Genomic DNA, 14,336 nt, shown 5'->3' with positions numbered 1-14,336 from the left:
GTCGTCTTAACGTCCAGAGACATGACGGACCAGGATCTCGCGGGCAGGGTCGCCCTCATCACCGGCGCCGGACGCGGGGTCGGCCTCGGCATCGCGCTCGAGCTCGCCGCACGCGGCGCAGCCGTCGCGATCAACGACATCAACGCCGAGCGTGCCGCCGAGGCGGTCGCGGCCGTCACCGAGGCCGGCGGCAAGGCCGTCGCCGCGGCGGGCGACATCACCGACGAGGCGACCGTGCGGGAGATCTTCGCCCGGGCGAACGAGCTCGGCGCCGTCGGTGTCCTGGTCAACAACGCCGGCATCCCGCCGCAGGGCATGGGCTTGTCGTCCTTCGTCCAGGAGACCACCGAGAGCTGGCGACAGTTCGTCGACATCAACGTCTACGGCGTCGCCTTCATGACCCGCGCGGCGCTCCCCGCGATGATCGAGCAGGGCTGGGGACGCATCGTCACGATCGTCTCCGACTCGGCCCGGGTCGGCGACCCCAATCTGGCGATGTACGCCGGCTCCAAGGCTGCCGCCGCGGCGATCATGCGCTCGGTCGCCGGCGAGGTCGGCCGCTTCGGCGTCACCTGCAACTCGATCAGCCTCAGCACGATCAGGATGCCGGGGATGAGTGACGAGATGGCGGCCAAGCTCGCCAGCAAGTACGCCGTCAAGCGGCTCGGCGAGCCCTCGGACGTGGCGGCGGCGGTCGCGTACTTCGCCTCCCCGGCCGCGGAGTGGGTCACCGGCCAGACCCTGTCGGTCGACGGAGGGTACGTGCGCATCTGATGACCGCTGCAACCCACCGGCCCGTCGAGTTCGCTGCCGACAAGCTCACCGTCCGCGGTGACTTCTACCCCGGCGAGCCGACGAAGAAGGTCCTGCTCCTGCACGGCGGCGGCCAGACCCGGCACTCCTGGGGGCACTCCGCAGAGGTCCTCTCCGCGATGGGATGGTCCACCTGGTCCCTCGACCTGCGGGGGCACGGCGACAGCGACTGGGACCCGCAGGCCGACTACGGCCCGGAGGGCAACGTCCGCGACATCGTGCGCGTGGCCGAGCGGATCGGCCCCGGCATCGTCTACGTGGGTGCCTCGCTCGGCGGCCTGACCTCGCTGATGGTCCAGGCGCAGGAGCCGCAGTGGGGACGCGCGCTGGTCCTCGTGGACGTGGTGCCCCGGGTCGAGGTCGCCGGAGCGGCCCGGATCCGGGACTTCATGATGCGACACGTCGACGGCTTCGACACGCTCGAGGACGTCGCGGACGCAGTGGCCGCGTACAAGGGGCGTCCGCGGCCGAAGGACATCTCCGGGCTGCGCAAGAACGTCCGGCAGCGCGAGGACGGACGGTTCTACTGGCACTGGGACCCCGCGATGACGCCGCGCACCACCGACATCAGCGAGCTGCCGCCGATCCCCGGCGAGCCGCTGGAGGAGGCGGCGCGGCGGATCACCGTCCCGACCCTGATCGTGCGTGGCGAGGACTCCGACATCGTCAGCGACCAGGGGATCGACGAGCTCCTCGAGGCGATCCCGCACGCACAGATCGCCGTCGTCGCGAAGGCCGGCCACATGGTCGCCGGCGACGACAACGACCGGTTCACCGTCGCCGTCCGCGACTTCCTGGCGAGCCTCGACTAGTCCGTCCGCCGGCGAGACGTCACAGCAGCGCGCGGACCAGGCGCAGCGAGCGCAGCTCGTCGTTCAGGTGGGTGCACCCGCTCGGGCCCGCGACGTCGCGCCGGACCGTCGCCTCGACCTCGGTCAGGGGAAGACCGGTCAGCCTCAGGGCCGAGTCCGCGGCCAGCGGGCAGTGGTCCAGTGGGAGGTTGCCGGGGACGGCCTCCACCCGCTCGAGCACCGGTGGCTCGCCCGAGACCGTCGCCGTCAGGCCGTACTCGTGCACCACCATCTCGATGCCGTCGGGCCGCATGAAGGTGTCGCGGAAGTAGCCCGTCACCGCGATCCGGCCGGCCTCGCCGGGGGAGACCTGCAGCATCCGGCGCCGGCGGAAGGAGCTCGGCGGCATCGGGAGGTCCTGGTGCCACGCGAGCTCGTCGCCGGGGACGAACTCGACGCTCGGCGGCTTGGCCTCGAAGTAGCGCTGGACGTCGAACTCCTCGCCGCGCCGATGCATCGTGCTGAAGCCGACGCAGGTCATCTGCATCATCGCGGCGAGCGGCTCCGCGCTTCGCCCCGTGCCCGTCGCCTCGTCGTCGGCGCGGATCGAGCCCTCGTAGAGCCGGCCGTAGCCGCTGGCGAGCGAGGTGCCGACGACGTCGTCGAGCATCGTCTCGTAGAGGCCGTACGGCGCGCCGAGGATGCCGAGCCCGCCGTCGCTCCGGGCCGCGCGCAGCTGGGCCAGCCTCTTGCGCAGGCCCCGCTGGGCCGGCGCGCCCCGCAGCTCCTCGGGCACGGTGTGACCCTCGGGGAGCGGAACGACGCGGCCGTCCGGGTCGACGTCGAACGCGAACCGCTCCCGGTCGCTGCGTGGAGTGCCATCCTCGTCGAGGGCCAGGTCGCGGCCGATCGCGGTGATCGTCTGGCCGGCGCTCCAGGTGCCTCGGGGCACGACGAGCAGGGTCGTCGTCCGCCGTCGCGCTCCGCGCGGGGTCGGGTCGAGCATCGTGCTGCCACCGGGAATCGCCGTCACCTCGGACACTCCGTCTCGACTAAGTATAATCAGTTGAATCTTTCGATTTCATATATTACCCTCGTCACACCCGATCACTACAGGGAGAAGAACGTGAGCCTGACTGCCGGAGCCCGCCTCAAGACCTCGACCTCCTCGCTCGAGGTCGTCGTCGTGACCGCCCCCGCCCACGACGCGGACCTGCTCGCCGCCGGCGAGCCGATGAGCACCGACGCGACCCCCGGCCCGGCCGGCGAGGCGTCCTACGCCATCGGCAAGCGCTACGTCGAGGAGGCCTCGGGCATCGAGATCCTCGTGGTCAAGCCGGGCCCCGGTCCGCTGACCATCGCCGGCAACGACCTCGTCATCAAGGAAGCCAAGCCCCTCCCCGCGTCCGACTGACCCTCCCGCGCCGCGCGGCCGGACCCCACCATCCCCGAAGGAGCACACGGCATGACCGCAGTACAGAACGAGAGTGGTGTTCTCGCCGGCGAGGAGCGGATGCTCATCGGTGGCGAGCTCGTCGAGGCCGAGGGCGGCCGTACGTTCGACGTCGAGGACCCGGCCACCGAGGAGATCATCGGCACGGTGGCCGACGGCACGGTGGCGGACATGGAGCGCGCCATCGGCATCGCGCGCAACGCCTTCGACACCAACCGCCAGTGGCGCGAGGACGCCGACTTCCGCCACCACTGCCTCATGCAGCTCAGCGAGGCGCTCGACCGGCACCGCGAGGAGCTTCGCCGCGTCGTCATCAGCGAGGTCGGCTGCCCGGTCAGCATCACGATGGCGCAGATCGACTCCCCGCTGCTCGAGCCGGCCTTCTGGGCCGAGAAGGGCAAGGGCTGGAACTACCTCGAGGACACCGGCCTGCACGAGGGCTACGGGATGAAGTCGCGCCGGCTCACGCAGTGGTCGCCGATCGGCGTCGTCGGCTCGATCACCCCCTGGAACACCCCGCTCTACCTCAACATCGCCGAGACCGTCCCGGCGCTGATGGCGGGCAACGCTGTCGTGCTCAAGCCGGCCCAGCTCACGCCGTACTCCGGCACCACGTACGGCCGGATCATCGCCGAGGAGACCGACATCCCGGCCGGGATCTTCCAGGTCGTGTCGTCGAACGACAACGAGGTCGGCGCGGCGCTGAGCCGCGACCCCCGCGTCGACATGATCTCCTTCACCGGCTCGACCGCGACCGGTCGCCGCATCCTCGAGGCCGCCGCCCCGACCGTGAAGAAGACCGTCCTCGAACTCGGCGGCAAGTCCGCCCACATCCTCACCGAGGACGCCGACTTCGCGACCTTCCTGCCGGGCGCGGCCATGATCACCTGCATCCAGTCCGGCCAGAGCTGCGTGCTCCCGAGCCGCCTGCTCCTGCCGCGCAGCCGCTACGAGGAGGGCCTGGAGATCCTCAAGGCCGCCTTCGAGCAGTTCCCGGTCGGCAACCCGTGGGACCCGACCCGGCTCTCCGGCCCGCAGGTCGCCGGCGTCCAGTGGAACAAGGTCCAGGGCATGATCCAGCAGGCCATCGACGACGGCGCCCGCCTGATCACCGGCGGCGTCGGCAAGCCCGAAGGCCTCGAGACCGGCTGGTACACCCGCCCCACGCTCTTCGCCGACGTCCGGCCCGGCACCGACCTCTACCTCAACGAGGTCTTCGGACCGGTCCTCTCGGTCACGCCGTACGACACGGAGGAGGAGGCGATCGCCATCGCGAACGACTCCATCTACGGCCTCTCCGGCCAGGTCACCGCCGGCGACCCGCAGCGCGCCTTCGACATCGCCAAGCAGATCAACACCGGCTCGGCGACCGTCAACGGTGGCGGCTACTTCGGGCTCACCAGCCCGTTCGGCGGCACCAAGCAGTCGGGCCTCGGTCGTCGCAACGGCAACGAGGGCTTCGCCGAGTACATGGAGTCCAAGACCATCGGCGTGCCGGAGGGCTTCCTGCCCGCCGGCGCCCGCCCCGCCGGCCACTGAGGCAGCGCCGCCATGCCGCACCAACCGATGAAGGGCGTCAAGGTCGTCGAGCTGGCGCAGTTCACCTTCACGCCGGCCTCGGGCGCCGTCCTCGCCGACTGGGGGGCCGACGTCGTCAAGGTCGAGCACCACGAGACCGGTGACTCCCAGCGGGGCCTGGTCTCCATCCTGGGCCTGGACCAGGGTGGCGTGCCGCAGAAGTTCTTCCCGATCATGGAGGGACCCAACCGCGGCAAGCGCTCGATCGGCCTCGACCTCCAGAGCGAGGGCGGGTACGAGGTGCTGACGCGCCTCATCGCCGAGGCCGACGTCTTCGTCACCAACTTCCGCGAGCCGACCCGCAAGGCACTGCGGATCGAGCTCGAGGACGTCCGTGCGATCAACCCGCAGGTCATCTACGTCCGCGGCACCGGTATGGGCGTCAAGGGCGACGAGGGTCCCAACGGCGGGTACGACCAGACCGCCTACTGGGCCCGGGCCGGCAGCGCCGACGCCGTCACCCCGTCCGACTACGACCGCCTCATCGGCATGCCGACGGGCGCGTACGGGGACAACATCGGCGGTCAGACGATCGCGGGCGGCATCGCCGCCGCGCTCTACGCCCGATCCGCGACCGGCGAGCCGTCGGTGGTCGACGTCTCGCTGCTCTCGGTCGGCGTGTGGGCGATGCAGTTCGGCATCAACCTGGCGCTGCTCAACGACGCCCCGCTGCCGAAGTACGTCCCGGAGGGCAGGTTCGGCTCGGCGCGCAACCCGCTCTCGGGCGGTCCGTACAGGACCAGCGACGGTCGCTGGGTCCAGCTGGGCATGCTCCAGCCGGGCCGCTACTGGGTCGACTTCTGCCAGCGGATCGGCGCCGACCACCTGCTGAGCGACGAGCGCTTCGACACCACCGAGAAGGTGATGGAGAACGCCTGGGCGGCGGCCGAGGAGATCGCCGCGGTCGTCGCGACGATCCCGCTCGAGGAGTTCCGCACCCGGATGAAGGGCGCCCAGGGACAGTGGGCGATCATCCAGAACGCGTACGAGGCCGGCATGGACCCGCAGGTCCGCGCCAATGGTCTCATCGCCCAGGTCGAGGACATCGACGGCAACCCGCGTGAGCTGGTGCTCAACCCCGTCCAGTTCGACGAGACCGCCCCGCAGATCAAGCGAGGACCGGCCTTCGCCGAGCACACCGACGAGATCCTGGCCGAGCTCGGCTACTCCGACGAGGAGCTGATCGACCTCAAGCTGGCGAACGCCGTCACCTGATGCCGATCACGTTCGCCCCGAGCGCGGCGTTCGACATCACCGGCCCGGCCGACCTCGATCGCTACTGTGCAGCGGTCGCGTCGGCCGGGTTCGACGGTGTCACGCTCGGCATGCAGCAGATGGGTCACGTCGACCCGGACACGGTCGCCGCGACGATCGACCGGCACGGCCTCCTCTGCTCCGACTTCACCTCGATGATCGTCACCCGGCACGAGGACACCGTCCTCGCCCAGGCGCGCGCGATGGCGCCGTACGTGCGGGCCACCGGCGCCGGCTCCGTGCTGACCCTGCTGTGGACGGCGATCAGCGAGGAGAGCTGCGATCGCATCGGCCGGGTGTCGGAGATCCTCGGCGTCCCGTGCTGCCTCGAGGTCAGCCCCGCCGTGATCAACACGATCGACGACGGGCTCGGGGTCGTCGAGGCGGTCGGTGAGGACCGTGCCCTGCTGATGGTGGACAGCTACCACTTCTACCGGGCGGGCAGCACCCTCGAGATGCTGCGCGACCTGAAGCCGGAGCTCCTCGGGATCGTCCAGTTCGACGACGCGCTGCCGGCGATCTCCGACGACTACGCGACCGAGACCATGACCCGCCGCGCCTGGCCGGGGGAGGGCGAGCTCGACCTCGCCGCCTTCGCCGACACGATCCTGGCGACCGGCTGGAACGGCTCGGTCAGCGTCGAGGTCCTCCTGGGCGAGCGCGCGGACGCCTACTCCATCGAGGAGTTCGCCAAGCTCGCGTACGACACCAGCGCGCCGTACTGGACGCCGGCGGCGCTCTAGAGTTCTCCCCCGAGACGAGGAGGACCAGATGGCAGCCGTGGGTGAGCCGCTCGGGACGCTGGCACGCCGACCGGCCCAGCGCCGGGACGCGGCCAAGAACCGCGCCAACCTGCTCGACGCGGCCCGGCGGGTCTTCGCCGCGCAGGGCCCCGACGCGGCCTTCGACGAGATCGCCCGGGCCGCCGGCGTGAGCCGGACGACCCTCTACCGCAACTTCGCCACCCGCGAGGAGCTCGCCGCAGCGGTCTACGAGGACAACGTGCTGCGGCACGAGGAGCAGGCCCGCGCGCTCGCGGGGCGGCCCGACGGCATCGTCGCGTTCTACGACGCGGTCCTGCGCAGCACGACCGAGCACCTCGGGATCACCCGCGTGATGCTCGGTGTCGGCGCCGAGGAGTTCCGTGACCTCTCGGACCGCACGATCGCGGCGTTCGAGTCGTTGCTCGGACCCGGCCGCGAGGCCGGCATCGTCCGTCCGGGCGTCACCGTCGCGGACATCATGCTCACGCTCCACATGGCCGACACCTCGACGGCGGCCGACATCGAGCGCGGCCTGCCGAACAGCTTCGATCGGGTCGCCCGGCTGCTGCGGATGGCGCTCTTCCGCCTCCCGGAGAGCTGATCTCGTTCCGCTAACAAGTTATATGATCAATCTCACAATTAAACGTACATAGACGTACGGTTCGTGCATGATCGCAACTCCAAGCAAGGCACCTCGCCCACGAATGGAGTGATCGTGACCGACGAACTCGCCCGTGACACCTACCGGGCCGTGATGGCCACCGAGCCGCCGGACGCGCTGACGCCGGCCGAGCGCTACGCCTTCACCACCGTGTGGAACGGCACGCACATCACCCGGCGCGAGCGCCGGCTCGTGACCCTGGTCTGCGTCGCCTGGGCGCAGGACCTCCAGCAGATGGACGACCACGCCTACGCGGCGCTCGCCAGCGGCGACCTCACCGTCCAGGAGCTGCTCGAGTGGGTCCTGCACTTCGCGATCTACTGCGGCTGGCCGAAGGCCTCCACCATCGAGAGCGCGATCCTCGCGGCGTACGACCGGCTCCGCGCCGAGCGTGGCGAGGCCCTCGAGGCGCTGCCCACGCTGGACCCCGCCGACGCGCACCTGGGCCTGGTCGACTGGGACGAGCGTCTCGACGCCGGTCGCGAGACGTTCCTCGAGGTCAACCTCATCCCGGCACCGGACACGAACACCTACTACCGCAACTCCGGCATCGTGGGCTTCGTCTTCGGACACCTCTGGCGCCGGCCGGGCCTCGGCGCGCGCGAGCGCCGCTTCATCACGCTGCCGTGCGTGATGGTCGAGCAGGCGTACGTCCCGATGCTCAACCACGTCGGGTCGGCGCTCCAGTCGGGCCACCTCGACCGCGACCAGATGGGCGACGTCATCGCGACGATCGCCGCCTACTCCGGGATGGAGCTGGCCGCCCAGACCCAGCGCTTCGCCGAGGACGCCTGGGAGCGGATCCAGGACGGGCGCGGCTGGATGTCAGCGCTGCGCGAACACCTGTCTCCCGTGCCAGCCGACAGCTGACCACCTCCTCACCACCACCGGACAACCGACAGAAGGGTTCACCAAGATGAGCAAGGGACTCGAGGGCAAGGTCGCCTTCGTCACCGGCGCCGCCCGTGGCCAGGGCCGCGCCCACTGCATCCGTCTCGCCCAGGACGGCGCCGACATCATCGGCGTCGACATCTGCGAGGACGTCGCCACCATGACCTACTCCAACGCGACCTGGGAGGACCTCCTCGAGACCCAGCGCCTCGTGGAGAAGGAGGGGCGGCGGATGGTCGTCAAGAAGGCCGACGTCCGCGACTACGACGCGCTCAAGACCGCCTTCGAGGAGGCGTACGCCGAGTTCGACCGGCTCGACATCGTCATCGCCAACGCCGGGATCGTGCGGATGGCGCAGGAGGAGGACGTCGTCCAGGAGTGGCGCGACGTCCTCGACACCAACCTGTCCGGTGCCTACTACACCCTGCGGGTGGCCACCGACCGGATCCGGGAGGGCGGTCGCGGCGGATCGATCATCCTGACCAGCTCCACCGCCGGCCTGCGCGCCACCGCCAGCATCGGCGGCGCCGGCAACGCGTACGCCGCCTCCAAGCGAGCACTGGTCGCGCTGTGCCAGAACTTCGCGCTCGAGCTCGCGCCGGAGCGGATCCGGGTCAACACGATCCACCCGACGGCCGTCAACAGCGGGATGACGGACAACCCCTCGATGCGGGCGATCGTGGAGTACGCCCGCCAGGGCGGGAAGACGGCGATCGCCGGCATGGAGAACGCCCTTCCCTTCGACATGCTCGAGGCGTCCGACGTCGCCAACGCGGTGGCGTGGCTGGTCTCGGACGAGGCCTGGTACATCACCGGCGTCAACTTCCCCCTCGACGGCGGCTTCGCGCTCGCGCCCGATCGCGACGTCACCTACCGCGAGCCGGTCTACCCCCGGCGGGAGGACTGAGGACACCATGACCGCACCCGACCTCGACACCGCGGCCGCCGTGGGCGGCGAGCTGCCCACGAGCACGGTCCTGATCGGCGGCGACACCCTCGCGGCCACCACGGGCGGCACGTACGACCACGTCTTCGCGGGCACCGGCCGGGTCGACGCGACGATCCCGCTCGCCGGACAGGCGGAGATCGACCTCGCCGTGCGCACCGCGCACGACGCCCAGCGCGAGTGGATGTCGTGGGCGCCGGAGAGACGCCGCGACCGCCTGCTCGACCTCGCCGACCTCATCGGCGAGGAGTTCGGCGAGTTCGGCCGGCTCTCGGTGCACGACTACGCGGTGCCGATCAGCTTCGCGGCGACGTCGATGCTCACCGAGCGCTACCTGCGCTACTTCGCCGGCTTCGTGGACAAGTCGACAGGCTCGACCGGTCCGGTGTCGCCCTATCCCAACGATCAGGTGGTCAACCTGGTCGACCACGAGCCGTACGGGGTGGTGCTCACCATCCTCCCGTGGAACGGCCCGATGGTGCCGGTCGGGATCAACGCGTGCGCGGCGCTCGCGGCCGGCAACGCCGTGCTGATCAAGCCGCCGGAGCTCACGCCGTTCGCGCCGTACCACTTCGGGCAGCTGGCGCTGCGCGCCGGCCTGCCCGCCGGGCTGGTCAACGTCCTGCCCGCCGGGCCCCAGGGCAGCGAGCTGATGGTGCGCCACCGCGGGGTGGACAAGATCCACTTCACGGGTGGCGGGGCGACAGCGCGCCGGATCATCCACGCGGCCGCCGACAACCTGACGCCGGTCGCCACCGAGCTCGGCGGCAAGAACGCCAACGTGATCTTCGCCGACGCCGATCTCGACGTCGCGGCCCAGATCGCGGCGTTCCAGGGTCCGTTGACCCAGTCCGGGCAGAGCTGCGCCTGCGGCAGCAGGATCCTCGTCCAGGAGAGCGTCTACGACCCGTTCCTGGAGAGGATGCTGGCGGTCGTCGCCGCCGCGAAGGTGGGCGACCCGTGGGATCCGGCGACCCTGGTCGGCCCGGTGGTCAACCAGGCGGCGGTGGATCGGATCATGGGCGTCATCGACGAGGCCGTCGATCGCCGGTACGGCGAGCTGGTGCTCGGCGGCAGGCGGCTCGGCGGCGAGCTCGCGGAGGGCTACTTCATCGAGCCCACGGTCTTCTCCCGGGTCGACAACACCTCGCCGCTGGCGCAGGTCGAGACCTTCGGCCCGGTCGTCTCGGTGATCCCGTTCGCGGACGAGGCCGAGGCGCTCGCGCTCGCCAACGACTCCGACTACGGCCTCAACGCGTTCGTGTTCACCCAGGACCTCGGCCGGGCGCACCGGATGGCGAAGGGCCTGGAGGCCGGCTCGGTCTGGGTCAACACCTACAGCGACATGCAGCCGCAGAGCCCGTACGGCGGCTACAAGCAGAGCGGCGTCGGCCGCGCGGGCGGGCTCGAGGGCCTGCACGAGTTCCTCCAGGTGAAGAACATCCGCATCCCGCTCGGTCAGATGTGATCAATCAGTGAAATGATTGGACCCTTCTCTTCCGTTCGATGGTTTCATCACGTTATGTTGCCTGCGTCACATCCAGGCCGGAGCGGTCGTCGCTCCCGCCGCAGCATGAAGGAGTAATGCCGTGGTCCGCCCCATGGAAGGCATCCGCGTCCTCGAGGTCGCGCAGTTCACGTTCGTGCCGGTCGCCGGCGCGGTCCTCGCCGAGTGGGGCGCGGACGTCATCAAGGTCGAGCACGCGGAGAAGGGCGACGCTCAGCGCGGCCTGCTGACGGTGCTCGGTCTCGCCGGCGCCTCGGAGGGCTCCTCCTTCGTGCCGATCATGGAGGGTCCGAACCGCGGCAAGCGCAGCGTCGGCCTCGCGCTGGAGAAGCCCGAGGGCCGCGCGGCGTTGCTCGAGATGGCGAAGTCCTGTGACGTGTTCCTGACCAACTTCACCCCGGCCGCCCGGGAGAAGCTCGGCATCACGCTCGAGGACATCCGCGCGGTCAACCCGAACATCATCTACACCGTCGGCAGCGCCTTCGGCCCGCTCGGCCCGGACGCCCGCAAGGGCGGCTACGACGGCAGCGCGTTCTGGGCCCGCGGCGGCAGCGCCGAGGGTGCGACCCCGTCCGACTCGCCGTACCTGGCCAACCAGCCCGGCGGCGCGTACGGCGACAACATCGGCGGCCTCACCATCGCCGGCGCCATCGTCACGGCGCTCTTCCACCGCGAGCGCACCGGCGAGGCCACTACTGTCGACGTCTCCCTGCTCGGCCTCGGCGCCTGGGCGACGCAGTTCAACATCAACCTCGCGATGATGGTCGGCGGCCACCTGCCGAAGGGGCCGATGAAGCGCGAGGGCGGCAACCCGCTCACCGGGACCTACCGGACCCAGGACGAGCGCTGGATCACGCTGATGATGCTGCAGCCGGGCGCCTACTGGGCCGAGACCTGCAAGACCATCGGCCTGCCCGAGCTGATCGACGACGAGCGGTTCAGCTCCGCCGACAACATCATGGCCAACGCGGTCGAGGCGCGGGACCTCCTCGAGGCGCAGTTCGCGACCAAGACGTTCGAGGAGTGGGTCGCGATCCTGCAGGAGCTCAACGGCCAGTGGGCGCCGGTCCAGGACGGCTGGGACATGGCCAGCGACGCCGACCTGATCGCCAACGGTCAGATCCAGACGGTGACGGACGCCGACGGCGTCGAGCGTCGGCTGGTGACCAACCCGATCATGTTCGACCACACCCCGCTGCCGACCAGCCGTGCGCCGCTCTTCGCGGAGCACACCGACGAGATCCTCGCCGAGTTCGGGCTCTCCGAGGAGCAGATCCTCGACCTCAAGATCGCGGGCGCGGCCACCTGAGCAGCCCCCGTGTCAGTGGATGAGGTGGTCGCTGACCGACTCCTCGAAGGCGCGTCGCACGATGCCGACGTTGTCGTCGAAGATCTCGGGCAGCGGCCTCTCGTCGTCGCTGTACGCCCAGCGCACCACCACCGCCTGGGCGACGCCGATCAGCGCGGCTGCGATCACCGCCGGCAGCAGGTCGGCCGTGGTGGTGCCGATGCGTCGGCGCAGGTGGTCGGTGATGAGCTTGCTCCAGCGCTGCTGTGAGCGCAGTGCCCCGGGCTGGAGCTCGGGGTTCTCCTCGATCATCTGGTAGCGCGCACGGGTGGCCTCCTTGGTCGTGTTCAGCCAGGAGGGCGCCTTCATCGCGGTGTCGATGACCTGCTGCAGGGGTGGGGTCGTGTCGTCGGCGGGCAGTGCCGTGAGCGCGGCCTCGGCGGCCGCGTAGCTCTTGTCGTCGTCCCACCAGTACGCGTCGGACTTCGAGGCGAAGTAGGAGAAGAAGGTGCGGCGCGCGATGCCGACTCCGGCGGCGATGTCGGTGATCGAGGTCGCGGCGTAGCCCTTCGCCTGGAACAGCGCCACGGCCGTCGCGGCGATCTCGTCGTGTGAGGTGGTCGCCGGTCGCCCCGACCGTCCCTTCGCGCCTGCCATGAGGCCATTCTCGCATCCGTTGCGATGTGGCATATTGTTCAAATCATCTGCCTTTATATGGGAGGGCTTGTATGTCCGAGTGGGACCAGACCGTCGACCTCATCTCCGTCGGCAGCGGCGGTGGCGGGCTGACGGCGGCCATCGCGGGAAGCGATGCCGGGCTCTCGACGCTCGTCGTCGAGAAGATGCCGCACGTCGGCGGATCGACCTCGATGTCCGGCGGCGTGCTGTGGGTGCCGAACAACCCGCTCATGCGCGAGGACGGCGTCAAGGACTCGTTCGAGAACGGCATGGCGTACTTCGACTCCGTGATCGGCGACGTCGGCCCGTACTCCTCCCGTGCCCGCCGCGAGACCTATATCCGGCTCGGCAGCGAGGTCATCGACGTGCTGCGGGCGAAGGGCGTGCGCTTCATCCGCGCCGAGGGATACTCCGACTACTACAGCAGCCTCGAGGGCGGCGTCGACCGCGGCCGCTCGGTCGAGTGCAGGCCGTTCGATGCCCGGCAGATCCCGGACTACGCCGACCGGATGCTGCCCGGCATCGCCAGCATGATCGGCATGACGGTCTACACCAACGAGCTCCGCTCGGTGCAGTACGTCAATCGCTCGTTGCGCGCCTTCGTCGTCGCCATGCGGATCGGCATGCGCACCGTCTGGGGCAAGGTGCGGCGCAAGCGCCTGCTCACCAACGGCTCGGCGCTGATCGCCAATCTCGTGCAGATCGCCCAGCGCCAGCAGATCCCGATCTGGCTCGAGACGCCGGTCAAGGAGCTCGTCGTCGAGGGCGGACGGGTCGTGGGCATCGTGGCGATCAAGGACGGTCGCCCGGTCCGCATCCGGGCCAACCGGGGCGTGCTGCTCGCCGCCGGCGGCTTCAGCCGGAACGGGGAGATGCGCCGCAAGTTCAGCGAGAACACCCAGCCGGCCGACGCGACGTACTCCGTCTCGAACCCCGGCGACACCGGCGAGGTCCTGGAGCAGGCGATCGCGCTCGGTGCGAAGACGGACCTGCTCGACGAGGCCTGGTGGCTGCCCAACACGCTCCCCGAGCTGGCCGCGACCACCGTCGGCCAGGGCCGTCAGCGGCCCAACACGATCCTCGTCACCAACAGCGGGCGTCGCTTCGTCAACGAGGCGAACTCGATGGTCGAGGTGGCCAAGGGCATGTTCGCCCAGAGCGACGGCACCGCCTGGCTGATCCATGACGACGACTACCGCAAGCGGTACGTCAACGGGAAGGGCAAGCCCGGTGCGCTGCCGCCCGGCGTGATCGAGAGCGGTGCGCTCAAGCGCGCCGACACCATCGAGGCCCTCGCCGCCCAGATCGACGTCCCGCCGGCCGTGCTCGCCGAGACCGTCGCGACCTGGAACAAGGATGCGGTGAACGGCAAGGACCCGCAGTTCCACCGTGGTGAGTCGGCGTACAACCGGTGCATGGGCGACCCCAACGGCAAGGTCCCCAACCCGGCGGTCGGCCCGATCCTGCAGGGACCCTTCTACGCGGCCAAGATCATCCCGGCCGACGTGGGCACCTGCGGTGGCGTCATCACCGACGAGCACGCCCGCGTGCTCGGCGAGGACGATCAGCCGATCCCGGGGCTGTACGCGACCGGCAACATCACCGCGACCGTGATGGGCCGGACCTACCCCGGCCCGGGCGCGAGCATCGCGAACACGATCATCTTCGGGTACGCGGCCGCGCGGCACGTCGCGGGCTGAGCCGCTGCGACA

General features: G+C 70.2%; 14 protein-coding genes. 12 read left to right on the top strand and 2 right to left on the bottom strand.

Features of this window, described 5'->3' with window-relative positions; genetic code table 11:
- The first annotated feature begins 21 nt into the window (after positions 1-21).
- Complete coding sequence (locus tag ACZ5L9_RS03880; RefSeq protein WP_464534145.1) at positions 22-774, top strand: SDR family NAD(P)-dependent oxidoreductase; 753 nt, start codon at positions 22-24, stop codon at positions 772-774.
- Positions 774-1,625, top strand: coding sequence for an alpha/beta fold hydrolase (locus ACZ5L9_RS03875; protein WP_464534142.1), 852 nt, complete (start codon positions 774-776; stop codon positions 1,623-1,625). The genes ACZ5L9_RS03880 and ACZ5L9_RS03875 overlap by 1 nt, the downstream gene beginning before the upstream one ends.
- 19 nt (positions 1,626-1,644) lie before the next feature.
- Here ACZ5L9_RS03875 and ACZ5L9_RS03870 read toward each other — a convergent pair whose 3' ends face one another.
- Positions 1,645-2,637 (bottom strand): DUF2889 domain-containing protein, encoded by a 993-nt coding sequence (locus ACZ5L9_RS03870; protein ID WP_464534138.1) that lies wholly within the window; start codon positions 2,635-2,637, stop codon positions 1,645-1,647.
- A 93-nt stretch (positions 2,638-2,730) separates the two neighbouring features.
- Here ACZ5L9_RS03870 and ACZ5L9_RS03865 point away from each other — a divergent pair, with 93 nt between their 5' ends.
- The 9 genes from ACZ5L9_RS03865 (at position 2,731) to ACZ5L9_RS03825 (ending at position 11,967) form a co-directional block, all read left to right on the top strand.
- Entirely contained in the window at positions 2,731-3,018 is a 288-nt protein-coding gene (locus tag ACZ5L9_RS03865) for a hypothetical protein (protein ID WP_464534134.1), read from the top strand.
- A gap of 51 nt (positions 3,019-3,069) precedes the next feature.
- Positions 3,070-4,596, top strand: coding sequence for an aldehyde dehydrogenase family protein (locus tag ACZ5L9_RS03860; protein ID WP_464534129.1), 1,527 nt, complete (start codon positions 3,070-3,072; stop codon positions 4,594-4,596).
- A 12-nt stretch (positions 4,597-4,608) separates the two neighbouring features.
- Entirely contained in the window at positions 4,609-5,850 is a 1,242-nt protein-coding gene (locus ACZ5L9_RS03855; protein WP_464534126.1) for a CaiB/BaiF CoA transferase family protein, read from the top strand.
- Positions 5,850-6,632 carry a sugar phosphate isomerase/epimerase family protein gene (locus tag ACZ5L9_RS03850; RefSeq protein WP_464534122.1) on the top strand — a complete coding sequence of 261 codons (783 nt, stop codon included), beginning with the start codon at positions 5,850-5,852 and terminating at the stop codon, positions 6,630-6,632. Before ACZ5L9_RS03855 ends, ACZ5L9_RS03850 begins: the two co-directional genes overlap by 1 nt.
- Before the next feature lie 28 nt (positions 6,633-6,660).
- Positions 6,661-7,254: a TetR/AcrR family transcriptional regulator gene (locus ACZ5L9_RS03845; RefSeq protein ID WP_464534118.1), complete on the top strand. Its 594-nt coding sequence runs from the start codon at positions 6,661-6,663 to the stop codon at positions 7,252-7,254.
- Between the two features lie 114 nt (positions 7,255-7,368).
- Positions 7,369-8,184: a carboxymuconolactone decarboxylase family protein gene (locus tag ACZ5L9_RS03840; protein WP_464534115.1), complete on the top strand. Its 816-nt coding sequence runs from the start codon at positions 7,369-7,371 to the stop codon at positions 8,182-8,184.
- Between the two features lie 46 nt (positions 8,185-8,230).
- On the top strand, positions 8,231-9,112 hold the full coding sequence (locus ACZ5L9_RS03835) for a mycofactocin-coupled SDR family oxidoreductase (protein WP_464534112.1): 882 nt from the start codon (positions 8,231-8,233) through the stop codon (positions 9,110-9,112).
- 7 nt (positions 9,113-9,119) lie between these two features.
- Entirely contained in the window at positions 9,120-10,619 is a 1,500-nt protein-coding gene (locus ACZ5L9_RS03830) for an aldehyde dehydrogenase family protein (RefSeq protein ID WP_464534108.1), read from the top strand.
- A gap of 121 nt (positions 10,620-10,740) precedes the next feature.
- Positions 10,741-11,967, top strand: a complete 1,227-nt coding sequence (locus ACZ5L9_RS03825) for a CaiB/BaiF CoA transferase family protein (protein ID WP_464534104.1) — start codon at positions 10,741-10,743, stop codon at positions 11,965-11,967.
- 12 nt (positions 11,968-11,979) lie between these two features.
- Here ACZ5L9_RS03825 and ACZ5L9_RS03820 read toward each other — a convergent pair whose 3' ends face one another.
- Positions 11,980-12,603 (bottom strand): TetR/AcrR family transcriptional regulator, encoded by a 624-nt coding sequence (locus tag ACZ5L9_RS03820; RefSeq protein WP_464534099.1) that lies wholly within the window; start codon positions 12,601-12,603, stop codon positions 11,980-11,982.
- A gap of 71 nt (positions 12,604-12,674) precedes the next feature.
- On the opposite strand from ACZ5L9_RS03820, the gene ACZ5L9_RS03815 reads away from it, so the two are divergent.
- A complete protein-coding gene (locus ACZ5L9_RS03815; RefSeq protein ID WP_464534096.1) occupies positions 12,675-14,324 on the top strand; it encodes an FAD-binding protein in 1,650 nt (549 codons plus the stop codon).
- The last annotated feature ends 12 nt before the right edge of the window (positions 14,325-14,336 follow it).

Source organism: Nocardioides sp. JCM 18998 (assembly GCF_055391535.1).
This window is presented reverse-complemented; position numbering and strand designations above follow the sequence as displayed.

Coding starts and splice junctions, on each gene's coding strand:
- ACZ5L9_RS03845 (WP_464534118.1), top strand. CDS start 6,661: ATGGCAGCCGTGGGTGAGCCGCTCGGGACGCTGGCACGCCGACCGGCC.
- ACZ5L9_RS03860 (WP_464534129.1), top strand. CDS start 3,070: ATGACCGCAGTACAGAACGAGAGTGGTGTTCTCGCCGGCGAGGAGCGG.
- ACZ5L9_RS03880 (WP_464534145.1), top strand. CDS start 22: ATGACGGACCAGGATCTCGCGGGCAGGGTCGCCCTCATCACCGGCGCC.
- ACZ5L9_RS03835 (WP_464534112.1), top strand. CDS start 8,231: ATGAGCAAGGGACTCGAGGGCAAGGTCGCCTTCGTCACCGGCGCCGCC.
- ACZ5L9_RS03830 (WP_464534108.1), top strand. CDS start 9,120: ATGACCGCACCCGACCTCGACACCGCGGCCGCCGTGGGCGGCGAGCTG.
- ACZ5L9_RS03820 (WP_464534099.1), bottom strand. CDS start 12,603: ATGGCAGGCGCGAAGGGACGGTCGGGGCGACCGGCGACCACCTCACAC.
- ACZ5L9_RS03855 (WP_464534126.1), top strand. CDS start 4,609: ATGCCGCACCAACCGATGAAGGGCGTCAAGGTCGTCGAGCTGGCGCAG.
- ACZ5L9_RS03875 (WP_464534142.1), top strand. CDS start 774: ATGACCGCTGCAACCCACCGGCCCGTCGAGTTCGCTGCCGACAAGCTC.
- ACZ5L9_RS03850 (WP_464534122.1), top strand. CDS start 5,850: ATGCCGATCACGTTCGCCCCGAGCGCGGCGTTCGACATCACCGGCCCG.
- ACZ5L9_RS03815 (WP_464534096.1), top strand. CDS start 12,675: ATGTCCGAGTGGGACCAGACCGTCGACCTCATCTCCGTCGGCAGCGGC.